At 57.8% G+C, this 23,257-nt stretch carries 21 protein-coding genes; 3 read left to right on the top strand and 18 right to left on the bottom strand.

Annotated features, from left to right (window positions below; all coding sequences use genetic code 11):
- The first annotated feature begins 117 nt into the window (after window positions 1-117).
- From BW950_RS03170 to BW950_RS03160, 3 genes are read left to right on the top strand one after another with little or no spacing between them, the layout of a single operon-like run.
- A complete protein-coding gene (locus BW950_RS03170) occupies window positions 118-486 on the top strand; it encodes a S26 family signal peptidase (protein WP_083943676.1) in 369 nt (122 codons plus the stop codon).
- On the top strand, window positions 464-2,392 hold the full coding sequence (locus BW950_RS03165) for a PASTA domain-containing penicillin-binding protein (RefSeq protein WP_083943675.1): 1,929 nt from the start codon (window positions 464-466) through the stop codon (window positions 2,390-2,392). Before BW950_RS03170 ends, BW950_RS03165 begins: the two co-directional genes overlap by 23 nt.
- Window positions 2,389-4,248 (top strand): motility associated factor glycosyltransferase family protein, encoded by a 1,860-nt coding sequence (locus BW950_RS03160; RefSeq protein ID WP_076487844.1) that lies wholly within the window; start codon window positions 2,389-2,391, stop codon window positions 4,246-4,248. The genes BW950_RS03165 and BW950_RS03160 overlap by 4 nt, the downstream gene beginning before the upstream one ends.
- Window positions 4,249-4,429: 181 nt before the next feature.
- On the opposite strand, the gene BW950_RS03155 is transcribed toward BW950_RS03160, so the two are convergent.
- The 18 genes from BW950_RS03155 to fliM all read right to left on the bottom strand — a co-directional run bounded on the left by BW950_RS03155 (window position 4,430) and on the right by fliM (window position 23,181).
- Window positions 4,430-6,151 carry an ATP-binding protein gene (locus BW950_RS03155; protein ID WP_094336439.1) on the bottom strand — a complete coding sequence of 574 codons (1,722 nt, stop codon included), beginning with the start codon at window positions 6,149-6,151 and terminating at the stop codon, window positions 4,430-4,432.
- Window positions 6,106-6,732 (bottom strand): J domain-containing protein, encoded by a 627-nt coding sequence (locus BW950_RS03150; RefSeq protein ID WP_076487842.1) that lies wholly within the window; start codon window positions 6,730-6,732, stop codon window positions 6,106-6,108. Before BW950_RS03150 ends, BW950_RS03155 begins: the two co-directional genes overlap by 46 nt.
- Window positions 6,719-8,398, bottom strand: a complete 1,680-nt coding sequence (locus BW950_RS03145) for an Hsp70 family protein (protein ID WP_076487841.1) — start codon at window positions 8,396-8,398, stop codon at window positions 6,719-6,721. Before BW950_RS03145 ends, BW950_RS03150 begins: the two co-directional genes overlap by 14 nt.
- Complete coding sequence (locus BW950_RS03140) at window positions 8,389-9,054, bottom strand: hypothetical protein (protein ID WP_076487840.1); 666 nt, start codon at window positions 9,052-9,054, stop codon at window positions 8,389-8,391. The genes BW950_RS03145 and BW950_RS03140 overlap by 10 nt, the downstream gene beginning before the upstream one ends.
- A 3-nt stretch (window positions 9,055-9,057) precedes the next feature.
- Window positions 9,058-9,393: a hypothetical protein gene (locus BW950_RS03135; protein WP_076487839.1), complete on the bottom strand. Its 336-nt coding sequence runs from the start codon at window positions 9,391-9,393 to the stop codon at window positions 9,058-9,060.
- Window positions 9,374-11,344: a FapA family protein gene (locus BW950_RS03130; protein WP_076487838.1), complete on the bottom strand. Its 1,971-nt coding sequence runs from the start codon at window positions 11,342-11,344 to the stop codon at window positions 9,374-9,376. The genes BW950_RS03135 and BW950_RS03130 overlap by 20 nt, the downstream gene beginning before the upstream one ends.
- Window positions 11,345-12,133: an RNA polymerase sigma factor WhiG gene (whiG, locus tag BW950_RS03125; protein WP_076487837.1), complete on the bottom strand. Its 789-nt coding sequence runs from the start codon at window positions 12,131-12,133 to the stop codon at window positions 11,345-11,347.
- A gap of 35 nt (window positions 12,134-12,168) precedes the next feature.
- Entirely contained in the window at window positions 12,169-12,873 is a 705-nt protein-coding gene (locus tag BW950_RS03120) for a hypothetical protein (RefSeq protein ID WP_076487836.1), read from the bottom strand.
- 55 nt (window positions 12,874-12,928) lie between these two features.
- Complete coding sequence (locus BW950_RS03115; RefSeq protein ID WP_076487835.1) at window positions 12,929-13,801, bottom strand: MinD/ParA family protein; 873 nt, start codon at window positions 13,799-13,801, stop codon at window positions 12,929-12,931.
- A gap of 2 nt (window positions 13,802-13,803) precedes the next feature.
- Window positions 13,804-15,063, bottom strand: a complete 1,260-nt coding sequence (flhF, locus tag BW950_RS03110; protein ID WP_076487834.1) for a flagellar biosynthesis GTPase FlhF — start codon at window positions 15,061-15,063, stop codon at window positions 13,804-13,806.
- Complete coding sequence (flhA, locus tag BW950_RS03105; protein WP_076487833.1) at window positions 15,064-17,175, bottom strand: flagellar biosynthesis protein FlhA; 2,112 nt, start codon at window positions 17,173-17,175, stop codon at window positions 15,064-15,066.
- Complete coding sequence (gene flhB / locus BW950_RS03100; protein ID WP_234969014.1) at window positions 17,168-18,340, bottom strand: flagellar biosynthesis protein FlhB; 1,173 nt, start codon at window positions 18,338-18,340, stop codon at window positions 17,168-17,170. Before flhB ends, flhA begins: the two co-directional genes overlap by 8 nt.
- Window positions 18,337-19,149 carry a flagellar biosynthetic protein FliR gene (gene fliR / locus BW950_RS03095; RefSeq protein ID WP_076487832.1) on the bottom strand — a complete coding sequence of 271 codons (813 nt, stop codon included), beginning with the start codon at window positions 19,147-19,149 and terminating at the stop codon, window positions 18,337-18,339. Before fliR ends, flhB begins: the two co-directional genes overlap by 4 nt.
- Window positions 19,150-19,154: 5 nt before the next feature.
- The gene (fliQ, locus tag BW950_RS03090) at window positions 19,155-19,418 is read right to left on the bottom strand and encodes a flagellar biosynthesis protein FliQ (RefSeq protein ID WP_076487831.1); all 264 of its coding nucleotides are present in this window, start codon (window positions 19,416-19,418) and stop codon (window positions 19,155-19,157) included.
- Window positions 19,415-20,260, bottom strand: a complete 846-nt coding sequence (gene fliP, locus BW950_RS03085) for a flagellar type III secretion system pore protein FliP (RefSeq protein WP_076487830.1) — start codon at window positions 20,258-20,260, stop codon at window positions 19,415-19,417. The genes fliQ and fliP overlap by 4 nt, the downstream gene beginning before the upstream one ends.
- Window positions 20,257-20,814 (bottom strand): flagellar biosynthetic protein FliO, encoded by a 558-nt coding sequence (locus tag BW950_RS03080; RefSeq protein ID WP_143559104.1) that lies wholly within the window; start codon window positions 20,812-20,814, stop codon window positions 20,257-20,259. The genes fliP and BW950_RS03080 overlap by 4 nt, the downstream gene beginning before the upstream one ends.
- A gap of 207 nt (window positions 20,815-21,021) precedes the next feature.
- Entirely contained in the window at window positions 21,022-21,354 is a 333-nt protein-coding gene (gene fliN / locus BW950_RS15670) for a flagellar motor switch protein FliN (protein WP_499697503.1), read from the bottom strand.
- An 801-nt stretch (window positions 21,355-22,155) separates the two neighbouring features.
- Window positions 22,156-23,181, bottom strand: a complete 1,026-nt coding sequence (gene fliM / locus BW950_RS03070; protein ID WP_076487827.1) for a flagellar motor switch protein FliM — start codon at window positions 23,179-23,181, stop codon at window positions 22,156-22,158.
- Window positions 23,182-23,257: the final 76 nt, after the last annotated feature.

The raw sequence follows: 23,257 nt of genomic DNA, 5'->3' as shown, positions 1-23,257 counted from the left end.
CTGAAGGTGTAACACGCTGGGCACGCCGTTTGCGACGTGCAACTTTCTGATGTTCTATCACGTTCGGCATACCATAGCAGTATCGACAAGAAAAAGGGAGCATATTATAGTCAAACAGTGCGAATTATCATCGTCACCGCTCTGCTCGTCGCCACCCTGGCCTGGTCAGTACAGGAGCTTCCGGCGGCGTTCCTTATCGTATCGGGCAACAGTATGTACCCTTTTGCGAGGTCAGGCCAGATTGTTCTGGTGAACAGGTATGTTTATCGCTTCTCCGCTCCCGATGCCGGAGATGTAGTGGCTTTTCGCACCCCCGATTCAGGAGAGCTTGCGATGAAACGAGTATCCGCTGTTGCCCCAGGCCCCCGCTATCATCTTGTCGGCGACAACCACCGGGATTCCCTGGACTCCCGTCATTTTGGATGGATCTCTCGGGACGCAATAATTGGGAGGGTCGAATCCCTTGGCCGTCGAGTATCACCGTAACACCGCGCAGCGAGCCCGGGAGAACCGAACCAGGCGGACGAGGATCACCGTCGTCACAGTCATCTTTGTCTGGACGGTTCTGATCGTTCAGTACGGCAATATCATGATCCCCGGAACTCCCGCAGCAGCCCGGGGCCCCACGCCGCTTCTCTTTGAGCGGGGACCGATCCTGGACCGGCGAGGTCGAATCCTGGCAATCCAGACCAACCTGGACACGGTGACGGCCTGGAGACCCCACATCCGGGAAATCGATCACACGGCTCGTGTTCTGGGCGACATTCTGGATCAGGATCACCGCATCATTGCAGAACGACTGGCAGCCTCCTCGGGATTCGTCACCATTGAACGAACAATCACCCCAAGCCAGAGCAGGAGAATCCGGGCAGAGCTCCAACAGGGGAATCTTCGCGGTGTCCACCTCCAGCCCGACCTGGGACGAAGCTACCCTGAAGGAGAGGCAGCCGCCGCAGTGATCGGCTATTCCGGTGTGGATAACGCAGGACTCGCGGGGATCGAGTACATGTTCTCGGAGTACCTCTATCCATCGCCACAGACCGCACGGCAGCAGCAAGCCACTGGACAAAAAGCCGCCGGGCAACACACCGCATCCATGGGAAACCAGGTCTTCCTCACCCTGGATCTTGCGATCCAGACAGCCGCCGATGATCTGGGAAAACGCCTTTTGAGCGAGCATCAGGCCGACACAGTGATGATCCTTGTGGCCGAAGCAAAATCAGGGGCTCTTCTGGCCATGTCCAGCCAGCCCTCGTTCAACCCAAACTCCTTCCAGTCCTATCCCCGGGAATCCCGCAAAAATCCGGCGATCTCCCGCATCTATGAGCCCGGCAGCGTTTTCAAGGCCTATACCATGGCAGCCTTCCTGGAGCTGGGAGGAATCACCCCCGAGGCCCGTTTTAACGCATCCAGGGCCTACACCACCCGCGACAGCGGATTCAGAATCACCGATATCGCCTCGTATGGAATCATCGGCCCCGAAGAGGTTATCAAATACTCAAGCAACGTAGGAGCGGCCTTTGCCTCCGAAACAGTGGAAGAGGGTGCGTTCTATACCATGCTCTCTGCCTTTGGCTTCGGAAGCCCCACCAGGATTGATCTCAACGGTGAAGAGCGGGGTTTGCTGGCCCGTCCCGACAGGTGGTCCAGCAGAACCAAGCCCACCCTGGCCATAGGTCAGGAGATTGGAGTAACTGCTCTTCAGATGGTGGCCGCCGCGACCCCTCTGGCCAACGAAGGGATTCTCCTGCGGCCCCAGATCGTCGACCGCATCGTTTCTCCCTCGGGAGAGGTTCTGCAACGGTTTGGCCGGGACCCGGTCCGGCAGGTTCTCTCACCACACACCGTGGAACTCATGCTCTCCTACATGCAAAGCGCCACCGGCCCCGGAGGAACAGCCCGGCGAATCAACCTTGAGGGAATAGCCGTGGCGGCAAAAACCGGGACAGCCGAAGTCTTCGATGTCCACCAGGGGAGGTACTCCGACAGTCATTTTCTTGCCTCCACCCTGGCTCTGGTACCGGCCCACGATCCCCAGCTCATTGTCTATCTCGTGATCGACCATCCCCGGGGAGAATACCTGGGGGGGCGAATCGCCGCACCCGCCGTGGGAGAGCTTCTGAACGTTCTTGCTCCCTATTACGGCATTCCCCGGGAAAGCGACACCACCCTGCAGCACCCGGGGCGGATCGTGATCCGGCCGAACCCTCTTCCCGAAGTCCAGGACCGAATGCCCGATCTCTCGGGCCTGCCCCTGCGCTCGGTCATTCCGCTCCTGGGAAGAGACGATCTGGCGGTTACCATCGAAGGAAGCGGCTACGTGGTACGCCAGAATCCTCCTCCCGGATCAGCTCTTCGGGAAGGAGCAACCATCACGCTGGAGCTTGAATGATCCACAACAGCAACAACGATGGAAACCACAGCGACCGGACGAGCCCCCGGCCTGCGTCTCCTCCAGAGCCTTCTCGGGAAGAAACCTTTTCCCTGCAGCCCACCCGCAGCGGTGAAATGACCCTCCTCTGGGAGGGGCGGTTCCTTCACAGCTCCGTCGCGCCTCGCCGGGAGGCCCGGCGCCTGGCTGAACGGGTTCTTCAGGAAGCACCTGATGCACTCGTAATTCTTGGAATCGGCCTGGGCTATCATCTGGAGGAGCTTCGCCGCCAGGCCCCATCCCTGCCAGTAGCCCTGGTGGAGCCATCCCGGGAGCTCCTGGATCTCTCAATCAGCCACAACGGCCAGACCTGGTGGGAAACATACCGCCCCGATCTGATAACCACCCCGGAAAACCTGGAAGACCTCACCCTGCACCTCAACCAATGGGGATCATATACCCCGGCCCTGGTAGTCCTTCAGGGTGTTGCCCGGCACTGCCCCGGGGAGGAGCAGAACCTCAGGGAAACCCTTCGGCGCTACCAGAAGAGACGCGAGGTGAACCGCAACACCCTGCGGCGCTTCGGCAAACTCTGGGTGCGCAATACCCTGCGAAACCTGGCCTCTTCGGGTCGCACCTGGGGCAATTCCGGGAAAAGCCCTTCCGAGGGGATCTGGCCCGGCATCGACGACCTGGCAGGATCTCTCCCGGGGGTTCCCGCGATCATCTGCGGCGCAGGCCCCTCTCTGGATACCGTCTTGCCCAACCTGGCCATTCTTCAGGAACGGTGCCTCATTATCGCCGTTGATACTGCCCTGAAAGTCCTCCAGAGGGAGGGGATCCACGCCCATTGTGCAGTTGTGGCAGACCCCCAATACTGGAACACCAGACACTTGGACAATATCAATTCCCGGGAAAAAACTATCGTTGTCGCAGAACCCGCCACCCATCCGCGGATTTTTCGCCTCTGGGGCGGTGCAGGCGTTCTGGCGGCATCGCTCTTTCCCCTGGGTTCATTTATCGATCACCGTCTGGGGCGCACGCAGAAACTGGGAGCAGGAGGATCTGTGGCCACATCAGCCTGGGATCTGGCCCGTCTCATGGGAGCCCGGGAGATCTACCTGGCAGGAATAGACCTGGGATTTCCCGGTTCCCGAACCCACTGCAAAGGCTCTTTCTTCGAGGAACGTCTTATCCTGCGGGGCCACCGGCTGGAACCGGCAGAACAGGGACTCTACCGCTATCTTCACGGGGCTCACGCCGAACCAGTTCCGGCAGCCCGGGGGGGCTCACTCCTGAGCGATAAGCGCATGGAGGTATACCGCAGCTGGTTTGCAGAACAAGCCCGACAGCACCCCGACGTTACGACCCGGCTTCTTACCCCCGAGTCGTCAGCAATCGATGGTGTGGGACTGATCTGCCCGAAGGAGCTGGAAAAACAGCTTGATCCAGGCCCGGAGAATAAAGAGCCCCCCGCCCTTGCCGTGGATCAGGTTCTGGCCAGAATACTCAAAACGGTGTCGCGCCGCAAAACGATGCCGCAAGAGATTCTCCAGGGTCTCCGGGAGAGCCTGACCAAGGTACACACCATCGCCCGCCAGGGAGCAGCCCTGTGTCAAACCCTGCAAAACCACCGGAACATCGACCCCCGTGACCTGGCCCGACTCGACCGGATCGATCAGCTCCTCTGTTCCTGCAGCGATCGGGAGCTGGCTGGATTTCTGGCAAACCAGGGGCTGGAGGAGGCGGCTGCCCACGCACCATCATCACCCCGGGAAGCCGTAGCTCAAGCCCGCGAGATCTACTCGGCCCTCTCGCAGGCCTGCACCTACCATCAGGATCTCCTGACCCGCTACGGCCTCGATTCGCTGAAATAATTTTCCCCGGTTTTTTCTGGTCTTTTATTCAAGTCACCACGTTACAGATCCGATACTGAGGGGAGAATCACAAAGCATGATTCCGGGGTGGTGTGTGTTTCCGACGTCCAGACACGCCACCCCTTTTTTTATCCGCTCCGAACAGGCAAGCCCCGTCGCAAGGAGCCCACGCCCCCTGGCTTCAACTCTTTCCGGGAATCACCACAGGAATTCCCCGGGCATTTTTTGAAGGAATCGACACCGTGCCGGCACCATCAGGAAAGACCGCAACCTCCTGAGGCGCGTAATCCAGGGCGCAGGCGCGATAGCTGACCCCGGCCCTTCCTCCTTCGGCATCCTTCGGCCCGGGCACAATCAAGGCCAGAGGAGCTTCGTCGGCGCCATGATCTTCCAGCGCAACCAGTTGCTCCCGGTAGCGGATAAAGGCACCCCCGGATGAATCACGCACCACGTCGGAGGAATGAATTGGCACCATATCCTCCACTAGAGCGACGGGAACGACAAACCGGGAATCGCCCCGGCCACCCAACAACCCCCGCCAGGGCCTCGGCTGCCAGGGAATTGCCAGAGTTACCGTTGTCCCCCGAGCCCCACCCTTTACGGCAAGACGTCCTCCCAGACCGTTCTCCAGAGCATCGCGAAGCCGGAACAACCCACTGGATTGCTCCGGGGAGTCAAAGAGATCCCGAAGCTGATCCTCGTCCAGCCCCCGTCCGTCGTCGGAGACCCTCACCAGGAGCTGACCCTCTTCACGACTGATAAAGACCCGCACCTGTCCCTGACGCGGCTTCTGCGCACGTTCCCGCTCCGAAGCCTCCTCGATCCCATGGGTAAGCGCGTTTTTCAGCAATTCCTCCAGGGCATCCCGCAGAAAAGGCCCCACCTCCACGGGGACAGTCTCGACCCCCCCGCCAAAAGAGACCAGGAGAGGTTTTTCCTGATCAGCGGCAATCTGATTCAGCCCGGCTCGCACCCGCTCCGTGAGATCTCCCAGAGGAACTGAAAGAAGTTCCTCCACAGCCTCGCAGAGATTATTCCTGAGCCAGCTTTCGGGATGCCCTTCCGGATCGCCCCCCTGAGCTTCGGGGCACCAACTGGTGAGAAACCGGAGACGGTCAAGAAGGGCCGGGGAAAGGGACAGAGGAAGAACAGGCCCGGCCTGTACCCAGGGATTTGTACCTTCGGTTGATCCCGAAAACCACTGCGAGGGAACCAGGCGGATCTCGCTATCAATCCCGCCAGCCTGATCCCCAAAGGATTCTCTCAGAACCGATTCCAGGGGAGGCTCACCGGCATGAACCACCAGAGCGGTAACCCGGGCCCGCGCCTCCGTCACCACCCCCTTGAGGACGAAAAAATGATCTTCCAGGACCTGGACCACCCGGGATGGGGACAAATCGGTCCCAGCAAGAACCAGGCGCACCAGGTACGGCTCCTGTCCCCGACTCAGGGCACCATCCAGGAGAAAGCGGCCCTGCTCGTCGAGGCGACTCACCTCGTGCAGGTCAAGTTGCGCATCCCAGTCGACAAAAGGGGAAAGGTCACACCGACCTTCTTCCCGGGGAGGAAGGGTCACCTCAACGGACTGAATCGTTTCCTGGAGCGCGAAGAGTTTCGGCAAGAGATCCTCACTGGGAAGATCGTCCCCGACCCCCTGGAGGAACCGCTCCAGCTCCTCCAGCGCCTCCAGAACCGCATCCTCCTGAAGAAACCGGGCCTCCCCGATCGCCCCGGCGATCATCTCATTCAGGCCGGATAGCCCGGCAATGCGGGCCTCACCCCCCTCGTCGGCCAGAAGACATCCCTGGAGTTCTTCGAGAACTGGCTGCACCACCGCTGAGATCGCACGTTCTTCCCTCATGCCGAGCGCTGCCCCGGCCGTACCGGCCGCATCGAAAGACATTCCACGGCCCTTCGGACTCGTTCATCAGAATCAATCCGGGCACACGCAAGGAGCCGGGGCAGAGGTCGCCCTGAAGACGGAATTGCCTCGACCAAAAGCACCCGGCGAGAGGCCGGGAGCTGATCAAAGAGCTCCAGAGCCTCTTCCTCAACACGAACCCCGGCACAGCGGAGAAACCCTTGGGCCGCCCGGGCTGCTATATCAGCATCCTTGTCAGCGATGGCCCGCTGCAAATAGAGCGCCGCAATTCGCTTTCCCGAAGCTCCCAGCTCCTGAACAGCCTGGAGACGCTCCTTGCGGCTGGACGATTCAAGAGCTGTCCGGCCCAGGAGAAAGATTCGTTGTGAGCCCTCCCGGGAGGCGCGCCCCTCAGCGTCGGAGGATCTCTCTTCCCCGCAAATTCTGCGGTAGGCCTGCACCACCCGGGCAACCCGGGCGCTCCTCAGCGCTTCGGCAGGAGAAGCCCCCCCGGCTGCGTCAGGATGGAGTTCCTTCACCAGACGACGATAGCGACGCCGCACCTCCGCCACCGGAGTATCGGGAGAAATTCCCAACTCACGAAAAGCCTCATCGATCCGCATATACCCCTCCAGATCCGCCACGCGCCATCGTTTTGGCCACAATTTCAAAAACCAGCGTTTCCAGGGCAAGGGTCCCCTCGTGAAGCAACTCCTCCCCGGAAGAGCTCTGCACCAGAGCCACCACCTCGGCCAGTTCCGCCGCGATCGCCGCAGGAGCAGAATCATGGAGACGGCGGGCACGGCGAAGCAAGCTTTCCCTCCAGGCCCCGGGATCGCCCTGAACAGGATCTTTTCTCCCCTGGGGACGCGTCCAGGCCACCATCTCCCGGGACGCCCCCGACTGCTGATCGTCGGCCCGAACCGAGACAACCCCGTCGGCGTTTACATCAACAGTGACGGCGATCCGGGGCTCGCCCCTGGCCGCAGCGCAGAGCCCCGAGAGGACAAACTTTCCCAGAGAGCGGTTATGGCATGCCTCGGAGCGATCTCCCTGGAGGAGATGAATCTCGGCCTGCTCCTGGCAGTCCGAGACCGTTGTAAAGAGCCGGGTCCTCTGGGTGGGGATCGTCTGGTTTTTCCGGACGATCGGCACACAGCTCCCGTCGGAGAGCTCCAGGGCCAGCGTTCCTGTCACCACATCGTGAAGGGTAAAGGCACCGGACCGGCGGGAGTCCGCCTGCAGGGAGGCTCCCACGGCCACCACCTCATCGGGGTTGATCTTCGATGCCGCAGCGACCGAAGGATAAGACTCGGCAATCCTTCGGCGAATCACGGGAAGCCGGCTGCTTCCTCCGGAGAAGACCAGTGTATCAAAGCCCTGGCGGTCAAAAGAGGCATCTGCCACGGCGCGGTCCAGCATCGCCAAAGCCCGATCGATCACGGGAGCGATCAGCTCCTCCATCTCCTGGCGGGTCAGTTCCACAGCAACATGAACCAACCCCGAAGGGCCTGTCACGAAAGGAATGGAAACGGTGGTTTGCGAAAGGTCGGAGAGCTCGATCTTTGCAGTCTCGGCCATCCCCTCCAGCATATGAGCGAAGGAGCGATCCCTGAGTGGATCAAAGCCGGTCTGAGCCTGAACCTCCCGGGCCAGCCGGTCAAAAACGATACGATCAATATCAATCCCACCCAGCTCCCCGTCCCCCACGGTAGCGATCACCGAGAAATCGCGCCCTTCCCGCTCGAGGCAGGTAATATCCAGCGTACCTCCCCCGAAGTCGAAGACCACAATCTTCTCCCGGGGAATATCGCGAGAGGCGTAGGGCAGGGCTGCCGCAGTGGGCTCATTGAGAAGCCGGACCTCCCGAAATCCCGCCAGGAGACCCGCTTCAACCGTAGCGAGCCGCTGGCGATCATCGAAGTGAGCAGGAACAGTGATCACCGCCTGCCCGGGAGCGTCTTCACCGGTGTAGCGGACATAATCGTCCCGGAGAACCCCCAGGAGGGTGGCCCCCGCCTCTTCGGGGCTTATTCGCTGCTCACCCAGGGGCAGGGTAACGCGCTCACCCATGGAACGCTTCACCTGCTGAAGTGTTCGGCCGGGGGCGCTCACTATCTGGTTGCGGGCAGCTTCGCCGGCAATCATTGCACCCCGACTGTCCAGACCAATCACCGAGGGAGTAAGAATCTTGCCCCGCCCGTTCGGGACCAGATGAACCTGTCCTCCCTCGAAAAAGCCGATGGAAGAGTTGGTCGTCCCCAGATCGATCCCCACAGTCAGCGCCATAGACGCTTCTCCCTTAAAGAGATGATAAGTTCCACTTCTCCAATGGCAATTCCGGTTCTGGCAGCAATGAGGTCACTTGAAAGGCCATGGTTATACAAGGCGATCACCTGGGCACGTTGATCACTCCCCTGGTCGCTTGCAGTATCCTGCCCGGGTTGCTGCTCCGATGGTGCCGAAACGGCACCGGCAGGAAGTCGCTGATCCGTCCCCGGGGAAACTCCGTCCCCGAAAGATCCCCCCTCGGACAAAGTGGAGCCGGAGGCACCAGCATCAGAACCAGAGTCCGGACCAGAACCAGAGTCAGGATCAGCATCAGAACCAGGATCAGCAGGTGTCAGTTCGGAAACCCCGCGGGCCCCGACAGCCCAATCCTTTCGCAAGGGATGAGCCTGAAGGTGTTCCAGAAGCATCCGTGCATCGTCTATCTGGCGGTCTGCCCGATCCAGAAGAGCTGATAAGGTAGAGATTCGATCTTCCAGAAGCGAGATGTGATGGTCGCTCGTCCGATCCAGATCAGCCACCAGGGTCTGGACCTCCTGGCTGAGATCCTCCAGGATTCGCTCCGGCCTGACCCTGGCAATAACCACACCCCGGAGCCAGAGAGCGAAGCCAAAGAAGAGAATCCCCGTTGTGAGAACATACATTCCAATCGTCATAGCCTAGCCGGAAAGATCGATATGCTGGCCGAGATCGGGGTCGCGGAATGTTCGATCCTCTCTCTCCTGGTCGTCTCCGGACTCCCCCTCATGATTTTCTTTTTTATCCGATGACGAACGCTGGTTGCCGCCCGTTTCCTGATCGTCCACCGTCTCGGGTCCAGGCGACACATCGCTGGACTCCCGGACGGTATGGCCCGAATCCTGGGAGCGCCGGGCGATCTCCTCGCCCGTAACAATCTGGTTTTGCGCAACGGCCTGCTTCAACGCGGCCTGTTCACGACCCACGGTGCTCAAGCGAACAAAGAGTGTCTGCAGGTCAATGGGCTGCATCGCCATTTCCGCCCCCCCTGTTCCGAACAGTTATATCGACCCGACTCTCCTCGTATTTTGTCACTTTGACCAGTCCCGCCTCGGCGATGTACGTCACCGCCCGGGTCTCTCGCCGCACCGGAAGCTGGGCATCCTTGATCATGATTTTTACACCGGGGAAAACCGTTCCCGAGGCACTCACGCGGCCCGTCGTCTTCAGCTCCTCCAGGTATGCATGAATCGCAGAGATCTCTTTGCCCAGCTTCTGCCGATGCTTCTGTATCTCCTCTTTGCGGGTTTTCATCTCGCTGTAGTGCTTGATCTTGTCCGGCGTAATGGGCCGCTTTTTCTTGCGCATTCCTTCAATGGTGGACATGTTCAGGACAATTTCTTCGAGTTCCTTCGAGAACTCACCGTCTTTTTCCTCAAGCTCCAGCAATCGGGCACGACTCTTGGGATCGTACCCCACTTCAACCAGGGTCTCCACGCCCGCAACAGAGCCAAGCGTCTTGGCATCGACCTCCTCGGCAGCGCGGATATGGCCACCTACAATGCTGGCACGCTTCCCCCGGCAGATAATACGTTTGTCAGAGTAGACCACACTATTGATGATACCATCGGAGACCACCACCATCTCTCCGGCCTCCACATGGGCGTTCTCGATAAACTTGGACCAGATGCTTCCTCCGGCAGTGACCCCGCCACTCCCCTTTCCGGCAATACCCTGATGGACGATCACATCGCCCTCTGCCTCCAGCGTACTCCGACCAACGCTACCCATAACCTCAAGATCTCCGGCAGCGCTGATGCTGAAGCCGTCATCCACGTTTCCTTTCACGATGATTGTTCCCAGAAAGCGAATATTGCCCTCTTTCACGTTGACATCACCGTTTACCACGTAGATCGGCTCCACTGTTACCCGGCCGTTCACAAGTTTCACCATGCCGTTGATACCAGCGAGGATCATCTTCCCGTCATCGGAGAGACGCGTGTTCTCGCCGATGGGCGCCTCAATTGCTTTCCCATCCTTGGCAGGAATCATCCTGCCTGTGACCGTTTGTCCGGGTTGCCCTTCCTCGGCGGGAACCATCCGGGCCAGAACCTGACCCTCCACCACATTTTCGATGCGGTTCAGCTCCTTGAAATCAACCCTGCCGTCCTTGCTCTCCTGGAGATGAACCTCTCGACTGTTCGTCCGGAAGTTGAAAGATGCCCGGGCATCGGCCCCGTTGGTGGGGCGCGTCCCCTCGGCAACCAGGATTGGCTCTCGATAGCGGGGACGCTCTTCCAGCGCCTGGAGAACATCCTCCTTCACGCCGTGTACCACGCCCTGGTTTTCCAGAGCGCGAAGAATGGTCTCGGCGCCGGGATCGGCGCCACCCTCGCCGGGAGGACTCATGGTTACAAGAGCCTTCATCTCTCCTTCGATAATATCGCAGTTTATGGAGGAATCATGGACAGGACTGTAGGCAAAAGTTCCCACGGGCACCCACTCGCCGTCGGCGCGTTTCACAACCCGGGAAACCAGGGAGGTATCGACCTTTTCAGAGGTGCGGTTTTCTATGACCATCAAGGCCTGTCGTTCCGAGACCGCATCACCCTTGCCTTGGGGAGGAAGAACCTTGAGCAGTATCCCTTCAGGGGCCATTCTCACCAGGGCTTCTCCATCGGCATCGGAAGAATCGTCATCTTCAAACCCAAAATCCATGTCCATGGAATCTGCATCGTCCGAGGCACCCCCCTCTTCCCGGGCAGGATAGGCCACCAGAAGAAAGGGCTTCTTGCCCATCCCAAGAACACCCCGGTTCCCACGCTCAAGGATTTCGTACTCGATTTTCTTCAGGGGCAGGCTCAGCTCGACCGAGGCCTCCCGGAGCGCTTCTTCCAGAGTTGCAGCACTGACGTTCACGTACTTCCGCTCGCTATCCTCGCGAGCGCGTGTCCGCATATACTCCTGAAGCTGCTCCATGGTCACCATTTACATAATTCCCCGCTTTACATTTGTCAGGCGCCCGCGAAGGCGCAAAATTGCCTTCGTATGCAACTGGGATATGCGGGATTCCGTCACTCCCAGGACAGCTCCGATCTCTTTCAACGTGAGATCTTCGTAGTAGTACAGGACAAGCACCTTCTTTTCTTTATCGGGCAACTCATTGATCGCCTCAATGATGACCCGCTTGATTTCCATCTTTTCCACCAGGGAATCAGGATTCCTGCCCTGGGGACTCTCAATGCTGTCACCAATGGTCATGCGGTCATTGTCATCACCGGCATACCAGACATCGTTCAGGGATAACACCGTGGTGCCGCTGATCTTCAACATGATCTTTTCGAACTCTTTTGGGGTAACCCCCAACTCGCTCGATATTTCCTGATCCGTGGCAGCGCGCCCCAGCTGAGACTCCAGGCGCCGGATGGTATCTTCCAGCTCCCGGGTCTTCTGCCGCACCGACCGCGGCACCCAATCAAGCTGCCGCAGTTGATCAAAAATGGCGCCCCTCACCCGGGTGACCGCATAGGTTTTGAACTTTACATGTTTCCCCGGATCAAACTTGCTGATCGCATCGAAAAGACCGATGACGCCATAGCTCACCAGATCGTCGAATTCCACGTTCTGAGGCATGCCCACGGCAAGCTTTCCTGCCACATACTTCACGAGCGGCAGGTACTGCTTCACCAGGCGGTTGCGGATCGCATCGTCCTTCGTCTTCCGGTACGCTTTCCAGAGATCTTCTTCGGTTTTTTCCGTCAGAACGCGGTCGCTCATTCCCCTCCCCAGTGCCCGTTCACGGGATCGTTCCCTCACTCATCACGGGCTATCATCGTCCGCAACGCCTTTGCGATCTGCGCTGTATCCTGTCCACCACTCCCCCCGGAGGTGGAGCTCCCACGTGCCTCAGGGAGGGAATCATCGGAAAACCCCTCCCCCTCCTGTTGTTGCTCATCGTCGCTCCGGGAGACAAAGGAACCGGCAAAACTGCCGATGTCCGGCATCTCGTCAAGATCGGATTCGTCTACCCCTTGACTACGATCGCCAGGACCACCCCTGTCAGGTGGCTCGGCCACTGCCTCATCACCGTCAGCCCGTTGCTCCTCCACTTCTTCCACCAGAGGTTTTTCATCCGGCGGGGAAGTCTTCTCCGAAGAGGCCTCACCTTCCAATCCGTCGTCGCCCATCTCCTGCGCATCAGAAGGGAACTGCTCATCCTCAACAACAATGTTCAGGGTGCTTCCCGGTGCAGAAGAAGCATCACCCCTGCCGGACGAACTCTCCCGGACGGTACGATCAGGCGAAGAAGGGGAGGAATCCAGGGGATCCACCAGCCCCGGCAGGAAGCGCTGTGCAAAAAGCGTTATCCCCAATGATCCCAAGGCAAATACAAGGGCAGCACCCAAGGCACGCACCACCACCGTCCCAAAGCCGACACCCGCGAGGATGCCCGCAAGAACAGCGATAAGCACCGCTAATCCAGCCGCCACTCCGGCAACCTTGAGATACTCTTCCATTGCCTACCCCCCAGAGTACGGCAAATTGAAAATTGCCGTCAAGTTGCCCCCGGAGTTACTCCAAACGGCCAAAGAGTTTTTTGAGAAACTGACCAACTCCCCCTCCCTCACGATACTCTACCCGCTCCAGCCGTCCCGCAATCTGATTAATACAGATGGACGCCTTACATTTGGGATCCAGGGCAAGAAAAGGCTTCTGCTTGAGAATTGCCTCCTGCACCGTGGGATCTTCGTAGAGATATCCCAGGTAATCCACCTTGAGGTTCAGAAACTGTCCGGCGATGTTGATCACCCGCTCGGCCACCTTTTTTCCCTCTGTAACCGATTTTACACGATTTACAATCAATTTGAGCCCTAAATTGAGGTTATCAATCTCGGTGGCAATAATCTTGATGATCCCGTAGGCATCGGTTATCGCCGTCGGCTCCGGTGTTGTGACGATCAGCGCCTCATCGGCAGCTCCCACAAAGGCCAGAACATTGTTACTGACTCCCGCCCCGGCATCAATAATGATAATGTCTGCGTGAGAAAGATGGTACAACTCCTCAATAAACCCCTGTCGTTCGTCTTCACTCAGGTTCGCAATCTTTGCAAACCCCGAAGCTCCCGCTACAATCTGTATTCCGTAGTCGGTATCCATAAGGATATCGCTCATCCGCTTTTGTTTCCGGATTACGTGGTAGAGATTGTATTTCGGGATGATCCCCAAGACGACGTTCACATTTGCCAGCCCCAGGTCAGCATCCATGAGAATCACCTTTTTCCCCATGGCAGCATAACTCAAAGCCAGATTAGTAGAGACGTTGGTCTTCCCCACTCCGCCCTTCCCGCTCGCCACGGTGATAATCCTCGTTCGCTTCGCGTCCGCTCCAGTCTGACCCTCGCGCTGGCGCATGATCGCCCGGAGTGTTTCCGCCTGATCTGTCATGCCTATTCCTGCCTTTCCTTGGCTTTCGGGAACTCATAGCCTTGATAATCGGACCCCGAAGATTCAGCAGGGCCTCCGGGAAGATCCTTCAGTCGGCGGAGAAACGTCTCCAGCCGTGCCCGCTCTATATCCTGGGGAACACTTTGACCATCGGTGAGAAAACTCACGGATTTTTGCTTCTCCTTGAGGGCACTGATGATCCCCCCGACACAGGCCGTTTCATCAATTTTTGTTACCACCACGGCCTGGTAATGAAAGGGTTCGAACTGGCGCAAAATTTCTTCCATGTCGGAGCGCTTGGTTGTGGCGCTCACCGCCAGATGAACCTCCCCACCCGAGGCTTGCACCAGGTGATTCACTTCGGCAAGTTTTCCGAAATCATTGGGACTCTTCCCGATGGTATCAACAAAGATAAAGTCAGCATCCTGGTGGAGAGCCAACTGGTTTTTCATGTCCCCCACACTTTCTACAGCATGGACAGGAATATTCATGATCTCACCGTATTTCTGAATCTGTTGAAGCGCCCCGATTCGATACGTATCTATGGTCAGTATCCGCACATCGAAGGGAGGATCTGCCACCGCACCGTACATAGCGGCCAGCTTGGCGATGGTGGTGGTTTTCCCCACCCCCGTAGGCCCTACCAGAACAAAAACGTGAGGACTCCGCCGCCGTTCCTGCCAGGGATAGATCGAGATCGATTCCTTGATTCGTGCCACCACCTCTTGCCCCAGGTGATCAGTATCAGAGAGTTGATCCAGAGTGCAGTCCCGACGCAGGGAATCAACCAGCTTCCGGATATAGACAGGAGAAAAATCATTCTCCTCCAAAACGTCGCAGATCGTCTGAAGCGCAGGAGGATCGTTCCCTCCCTTCCCCGATCCCTGATGAACCAGGGTATCCCGCAATGCTCTGATTTCCGAGAGAACCGATTCCATGGATTCACCCCCAGCCGATGAAGGCCCGGCCGGTTTCTCCCGGGGATTACCCCGAGCAGCTCCCCCCGTTCCCTCGCGATTGAGAACCTGCTCCAGAATTTTGCTCCTCTCCTCGGCCACAGACCCCCGCGTGACTACTTTCTGTGCCTGCGGGGCATGACTGCAATACCCTGTGACCTCCACGGCCGTACGCCGGAACAGCCCCAGGATGCCACCAACGCGAATCTCCTTGCGGGCAAGGATGCGCGCGCGATCACCATACTTCTGGCGAATAATCGCGTGGACCTCCTGGTCGGTGGGTGCTTGTTCCACAAAATAATCCATCTATCCATCCTCACTCTGTGGCTGTATCTCAATTTGTCCCAGGGATTCCACCGAGATATCCGAAGAGATCTCGGGAATCGAGAGAACGGCAGCATCGGGAATATCCCGAAGAAGGCTTTGTTTCACAAGCCTTCGGGCTGCCTCGGAGCAGAGGATCACCGGCAAGGCACCCTGCTCCTGCATCCGGCGCACCATTCCGGCAACACCACTCACCCATTCCCGGTGCTGCGCCGGAGGAAGAGCGCTCACGGGACCGCTGGCGGTATCGACGCGGCTATCCACAATCTGCTGCTCCAGGGCCGGGTCAATGGTGATCACACGAAGCAGGCGATCTTCATCAGCGTACTGAAGGCAGATTTGCCGCCCCAGAGCCTGACGGGTTTTCTCGATCAGAAAGCTGATCTCCTTGCTCATCGGCGCGTAATCTGCCAGGGTCTCCAGAATAACTACCTGGTTCCTGATTGAAACTTGCTCGTGAAGCAGCCCCTGAAGCACCTTCTGAATCTCTCCCAAGCCCAGAACATTATTCACCTCATCCACCACGGCCGGATAATCAGGTTTCAGCTGATCCAGCATCTGCCGAACCTCCTGTCGGCCCAGAAGGTCTGAGGCATGGCGTTTGATCACCTCCGTCAGATGCGTCGCCGCGATCGAAGGCGGATCTACCACAGTATACCCCGCCCGTTCAGCCCGTTCCCGATTTGCCTCGGCAATCCACAGGGCAGGGAGCCCGAAGGCCGGGTCCTGGGTGGCTTCTCCCTCAACCTCTTCCCGAACACCCCCGGGGTTGATGCTCAGGTAGCGCCCCATGCGGATCGTGCCGCGCCCCACCTCGACCCCTCGTATCTTCAGACTGTAATCGTTGGGCCCCAGTCTCATGTTATCAATTATTCTGATCCTGGGAACCACAAGTCCCAGCTCCAAAGCCATTTCCCGGCGAATACTGGTAATCCGGTCCAGAAGCTCTGCCCCCTTTTCCTTGTCCACCAGGGGGATCAGACCATACCCCAACTCCATGGAAAGCGGATCCAGAGGAGCAACGTGGGTGGGTTCCGCCTGGGCCGGGGCCTGGGGAGCCGCTTCTGCCAGGGCTACCTCAGCCTCGGCAGCTTCCCGGTCCCTGTTCTGAAGCCGGTATGCTGTGAAAGCCGTCAACGCGGCGAGCGGCACCAGCACATACCAGGGAAACCCCGGCAGGACAGCCAGAATCAGAAGGAAGGCCGAAGCAATCCAGTACACCCGGGACTGGTTACTGAACTGGGTTGCCACATCCTCGCCAAAGGTGCCATCAGAGATCGCCCGAGTCACGATCAAACCTGTGGCGGTGCTGATCAAAAGCGCCGGAAACTGCGAAACCAGACCATCGCCAATGGTAAGAGATACATAGGTATACAGGGCATTGTTGATGGACTCACCGTGGATCGATGTTCCCACGATGAGCCCTCCAATAATGTTCACCACGGTGATCAGAATACCGACCTTTACGTTTCCCGAGACGAACTTGCTCGCTCCGTCCATGGCTCCGTAGAAGTCAACTTCCCGTTCCAGGGCGAGCTTCTTCTTGGTCATCTGCTCTTCCGAGAGGGAGCCGTTGTTGTACTCAGCCTCGATCGCCATCTGCTTTCCTGGCAACGCGTCAAGGGTGAACCGTGCAGCAACCTCGGCAACCCGGGTTGCTCCCTTGGTGATAACCACAAACTGGACCGCCACCAGGATAATGAAGATGATCAGCCCGATCACCAGCCCCTCGGAACCCTCGGTACCTACAACGAAGGCGGCAAAGGCGCGGACAATTTGTCCTGAAAAAAGCTCTCCCTGACTCAGGATGAGCCGTGTCGATGAGACGTTCAACGCCAGACCGTAAACAGTAGTTACCAGGAGCAGCGTGGGAAAGACAGAGAAATCCAGAGCGTCCCGAGTATAGAGGACAATCAGGATCGTCAAGAGCCCCAGGAGGAGGTTCGCTATCATGAGCGTGTCGAGAAGGACCGTGGGCAGCGGAATGATCAGCATCATGATGATCACCACAACGCCGATCGCCACGATCAGATCGCTCCTCCGTCCGGCTCCCGGGAGGAAACCTGTCTGCTCTGTCCGGGGAGAATCAGCCATACATCACCTTTTTCCCCGTCATCCGGTAGACCTCGCGCAAAACAATAACCATCGCTTCAAAATACTTCTCCGGGATCTCGTCCCCTATCTCAACCTCGGCATAGACGGCTCTGGCCAGGGGCTTGTTTTCTATCATGGGAACCCCCGCCTCCTGGGCAATACGCCGTATCCGCAGAGCCGCTTCGTCCTGCCCCTTGGCCGTAACCGTGGGGGCGCTCATCGTGGCCGGATCGTAACGGATCGCCACGGCGAAGTGGGTCGGGTTCGTAACCACCACATCGGCAGTCTGGACATTCTGAACCATGTTGCGCGAGAGAAGATCCTGCATTCGTTGCCGCATGCGGTTCTTCACTTGAGGATCACCCTCAAACTGCTTGCGCTCCTCTTTCACTTCCTGCTTGGTCATTTTTAACTGTTCCCGATGCTGTTGCCGCTGGAAGGCGTAGTCAAAGAGACTGATAAAAAGCAGAAGCAACGACGCTGTCAACAGCAATATGAAGACAGTCTGCGCCACAAATGCAAAGGATTGCTGGTAGGGCAGCCGGATCATACTGGTCAGCATGTCAAAACGACTTCTCACCAGCAGATACGAAACCGTCCCGATAAGAATAACTTTACCAATATTCCGCATAAAATTATACAGCGCTTCCACCGAAAGAAAGGAGCGTTTCGCCCATTTCCCCACATTGGGTGCCACACGGTTTATATCAGGGCTGATCGGTTTTGTGGTAAAGAGAAACCCGAACTGAACAACATTCCCAAAAATCGCCGCAACAAAGGAGACCAGCGCAAGGGGCAAAATAATACGCGGAAAGAAACCGTAGAAAGCTCTCATGAGCAAGCCCGACTCTCCCGGATCAAGCTCCCCCGCCCGGGCAAGATAGAAACGGGTCATCTCCAGAATCAGTTCCAGCATATAGGTCCCCAGAAGCCCCAAAGCCACCACAGAGAAAAGCATCACCACGGCGGAACTCACGTCGGGGCTTTTTGCAACCTTTCCCTCTTCCCGGGACTTGCGGATCTTCTGCTCGGTGGGGTCCTCGGTTCGTCCTTCCTCCTCGGCAGCGAACCACTGGAGATGCATGGCCGCGAGCTGATCCCGCAGGAGCTCTTCAGAAACAAGGAGAGCCGACTCTTCCGATGCAGAGGGGGCGCACTCTCTCACGGACCGCCTCCCGGGGAAAGCCCTGGCCCTGCGGAAGCGCTGAAAAGCATATCTATCTGATGGAATGCACCGTCGATCACAATCTCGAAGGCCTCCACCAGAAAGGGCATGGTAAGAAAGATCAGCAGGAAGGCCAGGCCGATCGCCATGGGAAAGCCCAGCATGAGCAGGTTCATCTGGGGAGCAGCCTTTCCGAAAAGCCCCATCGTTACCTGTAGCAGAAAAAGAGTACCCAGAATGGGAAACGAGAGGACCAGGCTCTGTTCAAAGAGCCTTCCCAAACTACCCGTCACAAGGGGCATCACATCGGCTCCGGCCGTGGCAAGGCTGGGGGCGGTCATTGCCGAAAATGTTCCCTGGACCCCCTGAAGGAAAATCCGCTGCATCCCTCCGGAGATAATGAAGACCATCATCGCGATCATATTGAGAAATTGTCCCACCAGGGGGATCTCGATCTGCGCCATGGGATCAAAGACCTGGGACGCTCCAAATCCCATCTGGAGCGAAAAAAACTGACCCGCCAGCTGGAAAACGGAGAAAAGCAACACCAGAAACATCCCCGTGAGGATACCGATCAGCATCTCTCCCACGGCCAGGAGAATAAAATCCAGGCCCGTTTCCGGCAGGGGATAACCTCCGGAGATCACCGAGGGAAGCACCGCAAAGGCGGTAAAAAACGCCACAGCCGACAGGGCCAGACCGGGAATCGCCTCGGAAGAAGTGATGGGCGAAACCTTCAGCAACGCATAGACCCGGACAAAAACCAGGAGAAAGATTGGTGCGTTCAGGACGATCCCATCGAGTACCATAGCGGTTACATGCTCCCGATCTGATTCAGCAGCGTCAGGGTATATTGCATCAGCATTTGCATGATCCAGGGGCCAAAATAGATCAGAGCCAGAAGAATCGCCGCGATCTTGGGCACGAAGGTGAGGGTCTGTTCCTGGATGCTTGTGGTAGCCTGGAGGATGCTGATAATCAAACCCGTCACCATGGCAATCAGGAGGATGGGCGAAGCTACAATCAACAGCTGAAAAATCCCGCTCCTGAAAATGGTAACCGCCTGGCCGAGACTCATGAGAACCCTCCGAAACCTACCACAAGCTGCTGGATGATCAGATTCCAACCATCAACCAGCACGAAAAGAATCAACTTGAAGGGCATGGAGATCATCACCGGCGGCAACATGATCATACCCATGGACATGAGCACTGAAGCAACCACCATATCAACCACGATAAAGGGAATAAAAAGGAGTATCCCGATTTTAAACGCCACCGTGAGCTCGTTCAGAACAAACGCCGGGATCAGCACATGGGTGGGGACATCAGCGAGTGTCTCGGGGCGGTCCAGATCGGCCATGCGCATAAAAAGTTCCACACTGCGAGTATCCCGTTCCATTTGACGAAACATGAAGATTCGCAAGGGTCCTTCAAAGCGACTGTAGGCAGTGTCCAGACCAATCTCCCCGTCTCTCAGCGGAACGTAGGCGTCGTCGTAGATCTCCGTCAGAGTAGGCATCATGATAAAAACCGTCATAAAGAGAGCAATCGCCATGAGAACCTGGGTGGGAGGAACTTGCTGAAGCGAGAGCGCCCGTTTCACAAAGTCCAGGACGATGGCGATCCTCAGAAAACAGGTCATGATAATAATGATCGACGGGGAAAGGCTCAAAACGGCCAGCATCAGCAGAAGCTGGAGCGAAAAGGCAACCTCGGCCCCGCCATCGGGTCCACGAAGTTGCAGATCCAGAAAGGGAATTTGCAGCCCTGTTTCACCCGGCGCCGGCGAGAGGAGAGGATCACCCAGGGTATTCACATCGCGGTCTCGCACAGATTGGGCCGACAACGATACAGGCAACGCTGTCGACAGGAGGAGAAGCGACAGAACCGCCACAGCCAGAAAACAGGGCCGTCTCATCGCCGCATCTTTCTCAGCCGTTCCTGTTGAGCTGCCAGAAAGGAGCGGGGAGGTTGTGCTGCGGTTCCGTTGCCGGGAGCAACGGCGTTCCCCGCCAATCGGCCCAGAAGAACTCCAAAGGAGGGCGGGGTTTCGTCTTTTGCCGTTTTCTGCGACCCCGCCAGGACAAGCTCGTCTATTGTTTCCTGATCTTCCACACGGGAGATAAGCTGAAGCGATCCCTCTCCGCCGCCCAGGAGAAGCACCTCCCGGCCGACCATGACCGCGTAGAGCCAGGTGTTTGTCCCCAAGTCCCGCGAGGCCAGAAGCCGCAGAGGAGAATCCTCCTCGGTCCGGACATGAGGAACCCTCCGGCGAAGGAAAGAGATGATTCCATAGACCGCCCCAATGACCAGAAGCAGGACCAGCACCATGCGAAGGAGATCACCGATCCCAAAGGCCCTGGTATTGCCCCCGTCACCGGCTGCCTCAGCAGCCCCTTCTGCAGGCGCCCCCTGAAACCGGAAGACGCTCTCGTCACGTCCCTCCTGGAGAAGAGGCGCTTCATCAATCACCGGCACATCCTGCGCGGAAATCTCCTGCCCGGATGTCGGTGCTTCAGAGTGTTCCTGTGCAACAATATTCTGTGTTGGAACCAACGCCACGGCGGCACATACAAGCGCCACCGCGACCAGAGCCGCTACACCACGTGGTTGAAACAATGTTCCCCTCCCTTTGTATTTTCCCTGCCCGGTCTGCCGCCCCGGCGGGGAAAGCCCTTCTCAGGTCATATCGGAAACCCGCTCCATGGGCGATACGATTTCGGTTACACGGACACCAAAGTTCTCATCGATGACCACAACCTCTCCCTTCGCGATCAGCTTGTGGTTCACCAGAATATCTACGGGCTCTCCAGCCAGTTTATCCAGCTCGATGATGGTACCCTCTCCCATTCCGAGAATTTCACGAATAAGCTTTTTGGTGCGGCCCAGCTCAACGGTCATCTCCATGTAGACGTCCATGAGCAACCCGATATTACCGTGCTCGGAAATGCCCGTGCTTTGCTGGAGATTCGGAAACTGCACAGACTGGACGTTAGCCCCGGAGCCGAACATTCCTCCTCCGCCCGGAGGCTGCTGCATGGCTCCACCAGGAAATCCGCCACCCATCTGGCCTCCGCCCATTTGGCCTCCGCCCATCTGGCCCCCACCCATTTGGCCCATCTGGCCTCCGGGAGAGGACATGCCCCCCATGTTCATGCCCATGCCCATCCCCCCGTTCATCATGTCGGGAGCACCGGCGCCGCCCTCAAGACGGGCGGCAAAGGAGCTTTCAAAGATTTCGTAGATCACCACCGAATCACTATCGCCCAGTGTGACGGCGTAGCGGGCGTAGACAGGATCACCGGGCAACCCAAGGGAATCGGCCGTTACGATTTCCGCCTTGGGAGGCTCAGGCATGATGGTGGCACCGGTTTTCTCACTCAGAGTATTGATCACCGGCCCCGAAACCTGGGCAAAAACCTCCTGGACTGCGTTCAGCGAGGCATCGTCGAGCTCCACCCCGTCAAGCCCCATCGAGGCGGCAGCGATCTTGACGGCATCGTCCGCAGAGAGGATATAGGCATGATCCCCGGCGTCGCCCAAGCGGTAGCTGATACGAACCACCTGACCGCTAAACCCGCTGGGAACTCCGGAGTTCACCGTGGGGGCATTCATTTTGACGTCCTGACTGGTTATCATGGCCATGTTGGACTGTTGCTGCTGCACCGTCTCGGAAAGGGCCGCCTTCAGCCCCTCCAGAGACCCTCCCGAAGAGGACGATCCACCGGAGGAGCTTTCACCGAGATCTATGTTGCCTGTACCGGCCAACAGTGCATCTATTTCATCCTGGGACAGGGATCCATCACTCATTCCCTACTCTCCTTCTTCCGCCACGAGTTCTTCAAACTCTTCCGTCTCGATCGCCTCGATCCGCCCGGTCACCTGAACGGCAAGCTTGTTTGCGATCTGCCCCGGTTTACACCAGAACTTTTTTCGGTCTCCCACGCGGAGCGCCATATGGTCGTAAATATGAGAATCCTGGAGGCGAATGACATCCCCCACCGTCAGGGAAAGGACGTCCCGGACGGTGAGATCCATGGATCCGATCTCTACCACCATGGGAACCGCAATGGTAGAGAGGCGTTCCCTCAGGATATTCAGGTTCTCCGTGGTGGCTCCACGCCGCACCGAGGAGTACCAGTACTGAGCCGAAAGCTTGGAGATAATCGGCTCAATGGTAAGGTAAGGAATACAGAAGTTCATCATCCCCTCAACCTCACCGACCTTTGTCTCAAGCGTAACCAGAACGACCATTTCTGTGGGCGGCACGATCTGCGCGAACTGGGGGTTTGTTTCGATTTGCCCGAGCCGGGGCCGCAGATCAATCACCTGGGACCAGGCTTCTCGCATGTTTCCGAGAATCCTCACGATGATTCCCTCCATCACGGAGGTTTCGATATCGGTAAGATCTCTGGTCACCTTGGTTCCCTCACCCTGGCCGCCAAAGAGCCGATCGATGATGGAGAAGGTGATTGCCGGGTCGATCTCCAGGATTGCCGATCCCTTCAGGGGATCCATATTGATCACCCCCAAGGTTGTGGGGTTCGGAATTGAGCGAATGAACTCCTCGTAGGTGAGCTGATCCACACTTGCCACGTGAACCTGTACGAGACTCCGCAACTGGGCGCTCAGGGCGGTTGTTGTGAGTCGGGCAAAGGTTTCATGCATGATCGAGACAGTGCGGATCTGCTCCTTGGAGAACTTGTCGGGTCGCTTGAAGTCATAGATCTTGATCTTCCGCGATTCTGTGGGCTGAGAAAAATCATCAGTGTCCACATCTCCCGATGAGATCGCTGTGAGGAGTTGGTCTATCTCGTCCTGAGACAGAACTTCGTTCATACCGGTTCAGGCCCCCTTCATACCATTTTTTGCATAACCCTCGGCCTTTTGCAAGGCACGGCTCCTGTCTTTCTGA

This window comes from Alkalispirochaeta americana, assembly GCF_900156105.1.
Taxonomy (GTDB): Bacteria; Spirochaetota; Spirochaetia; order DSM-27196; family Alkalispirochaetaceae; genus Alkalispirochaeta; species Alkalispirochaeta americana.
The sequence above is the reverse complement of the archived record's forward strand: the minus strand, read 5'-3'. Positions and strand labels throughout refer to the sequence as shown.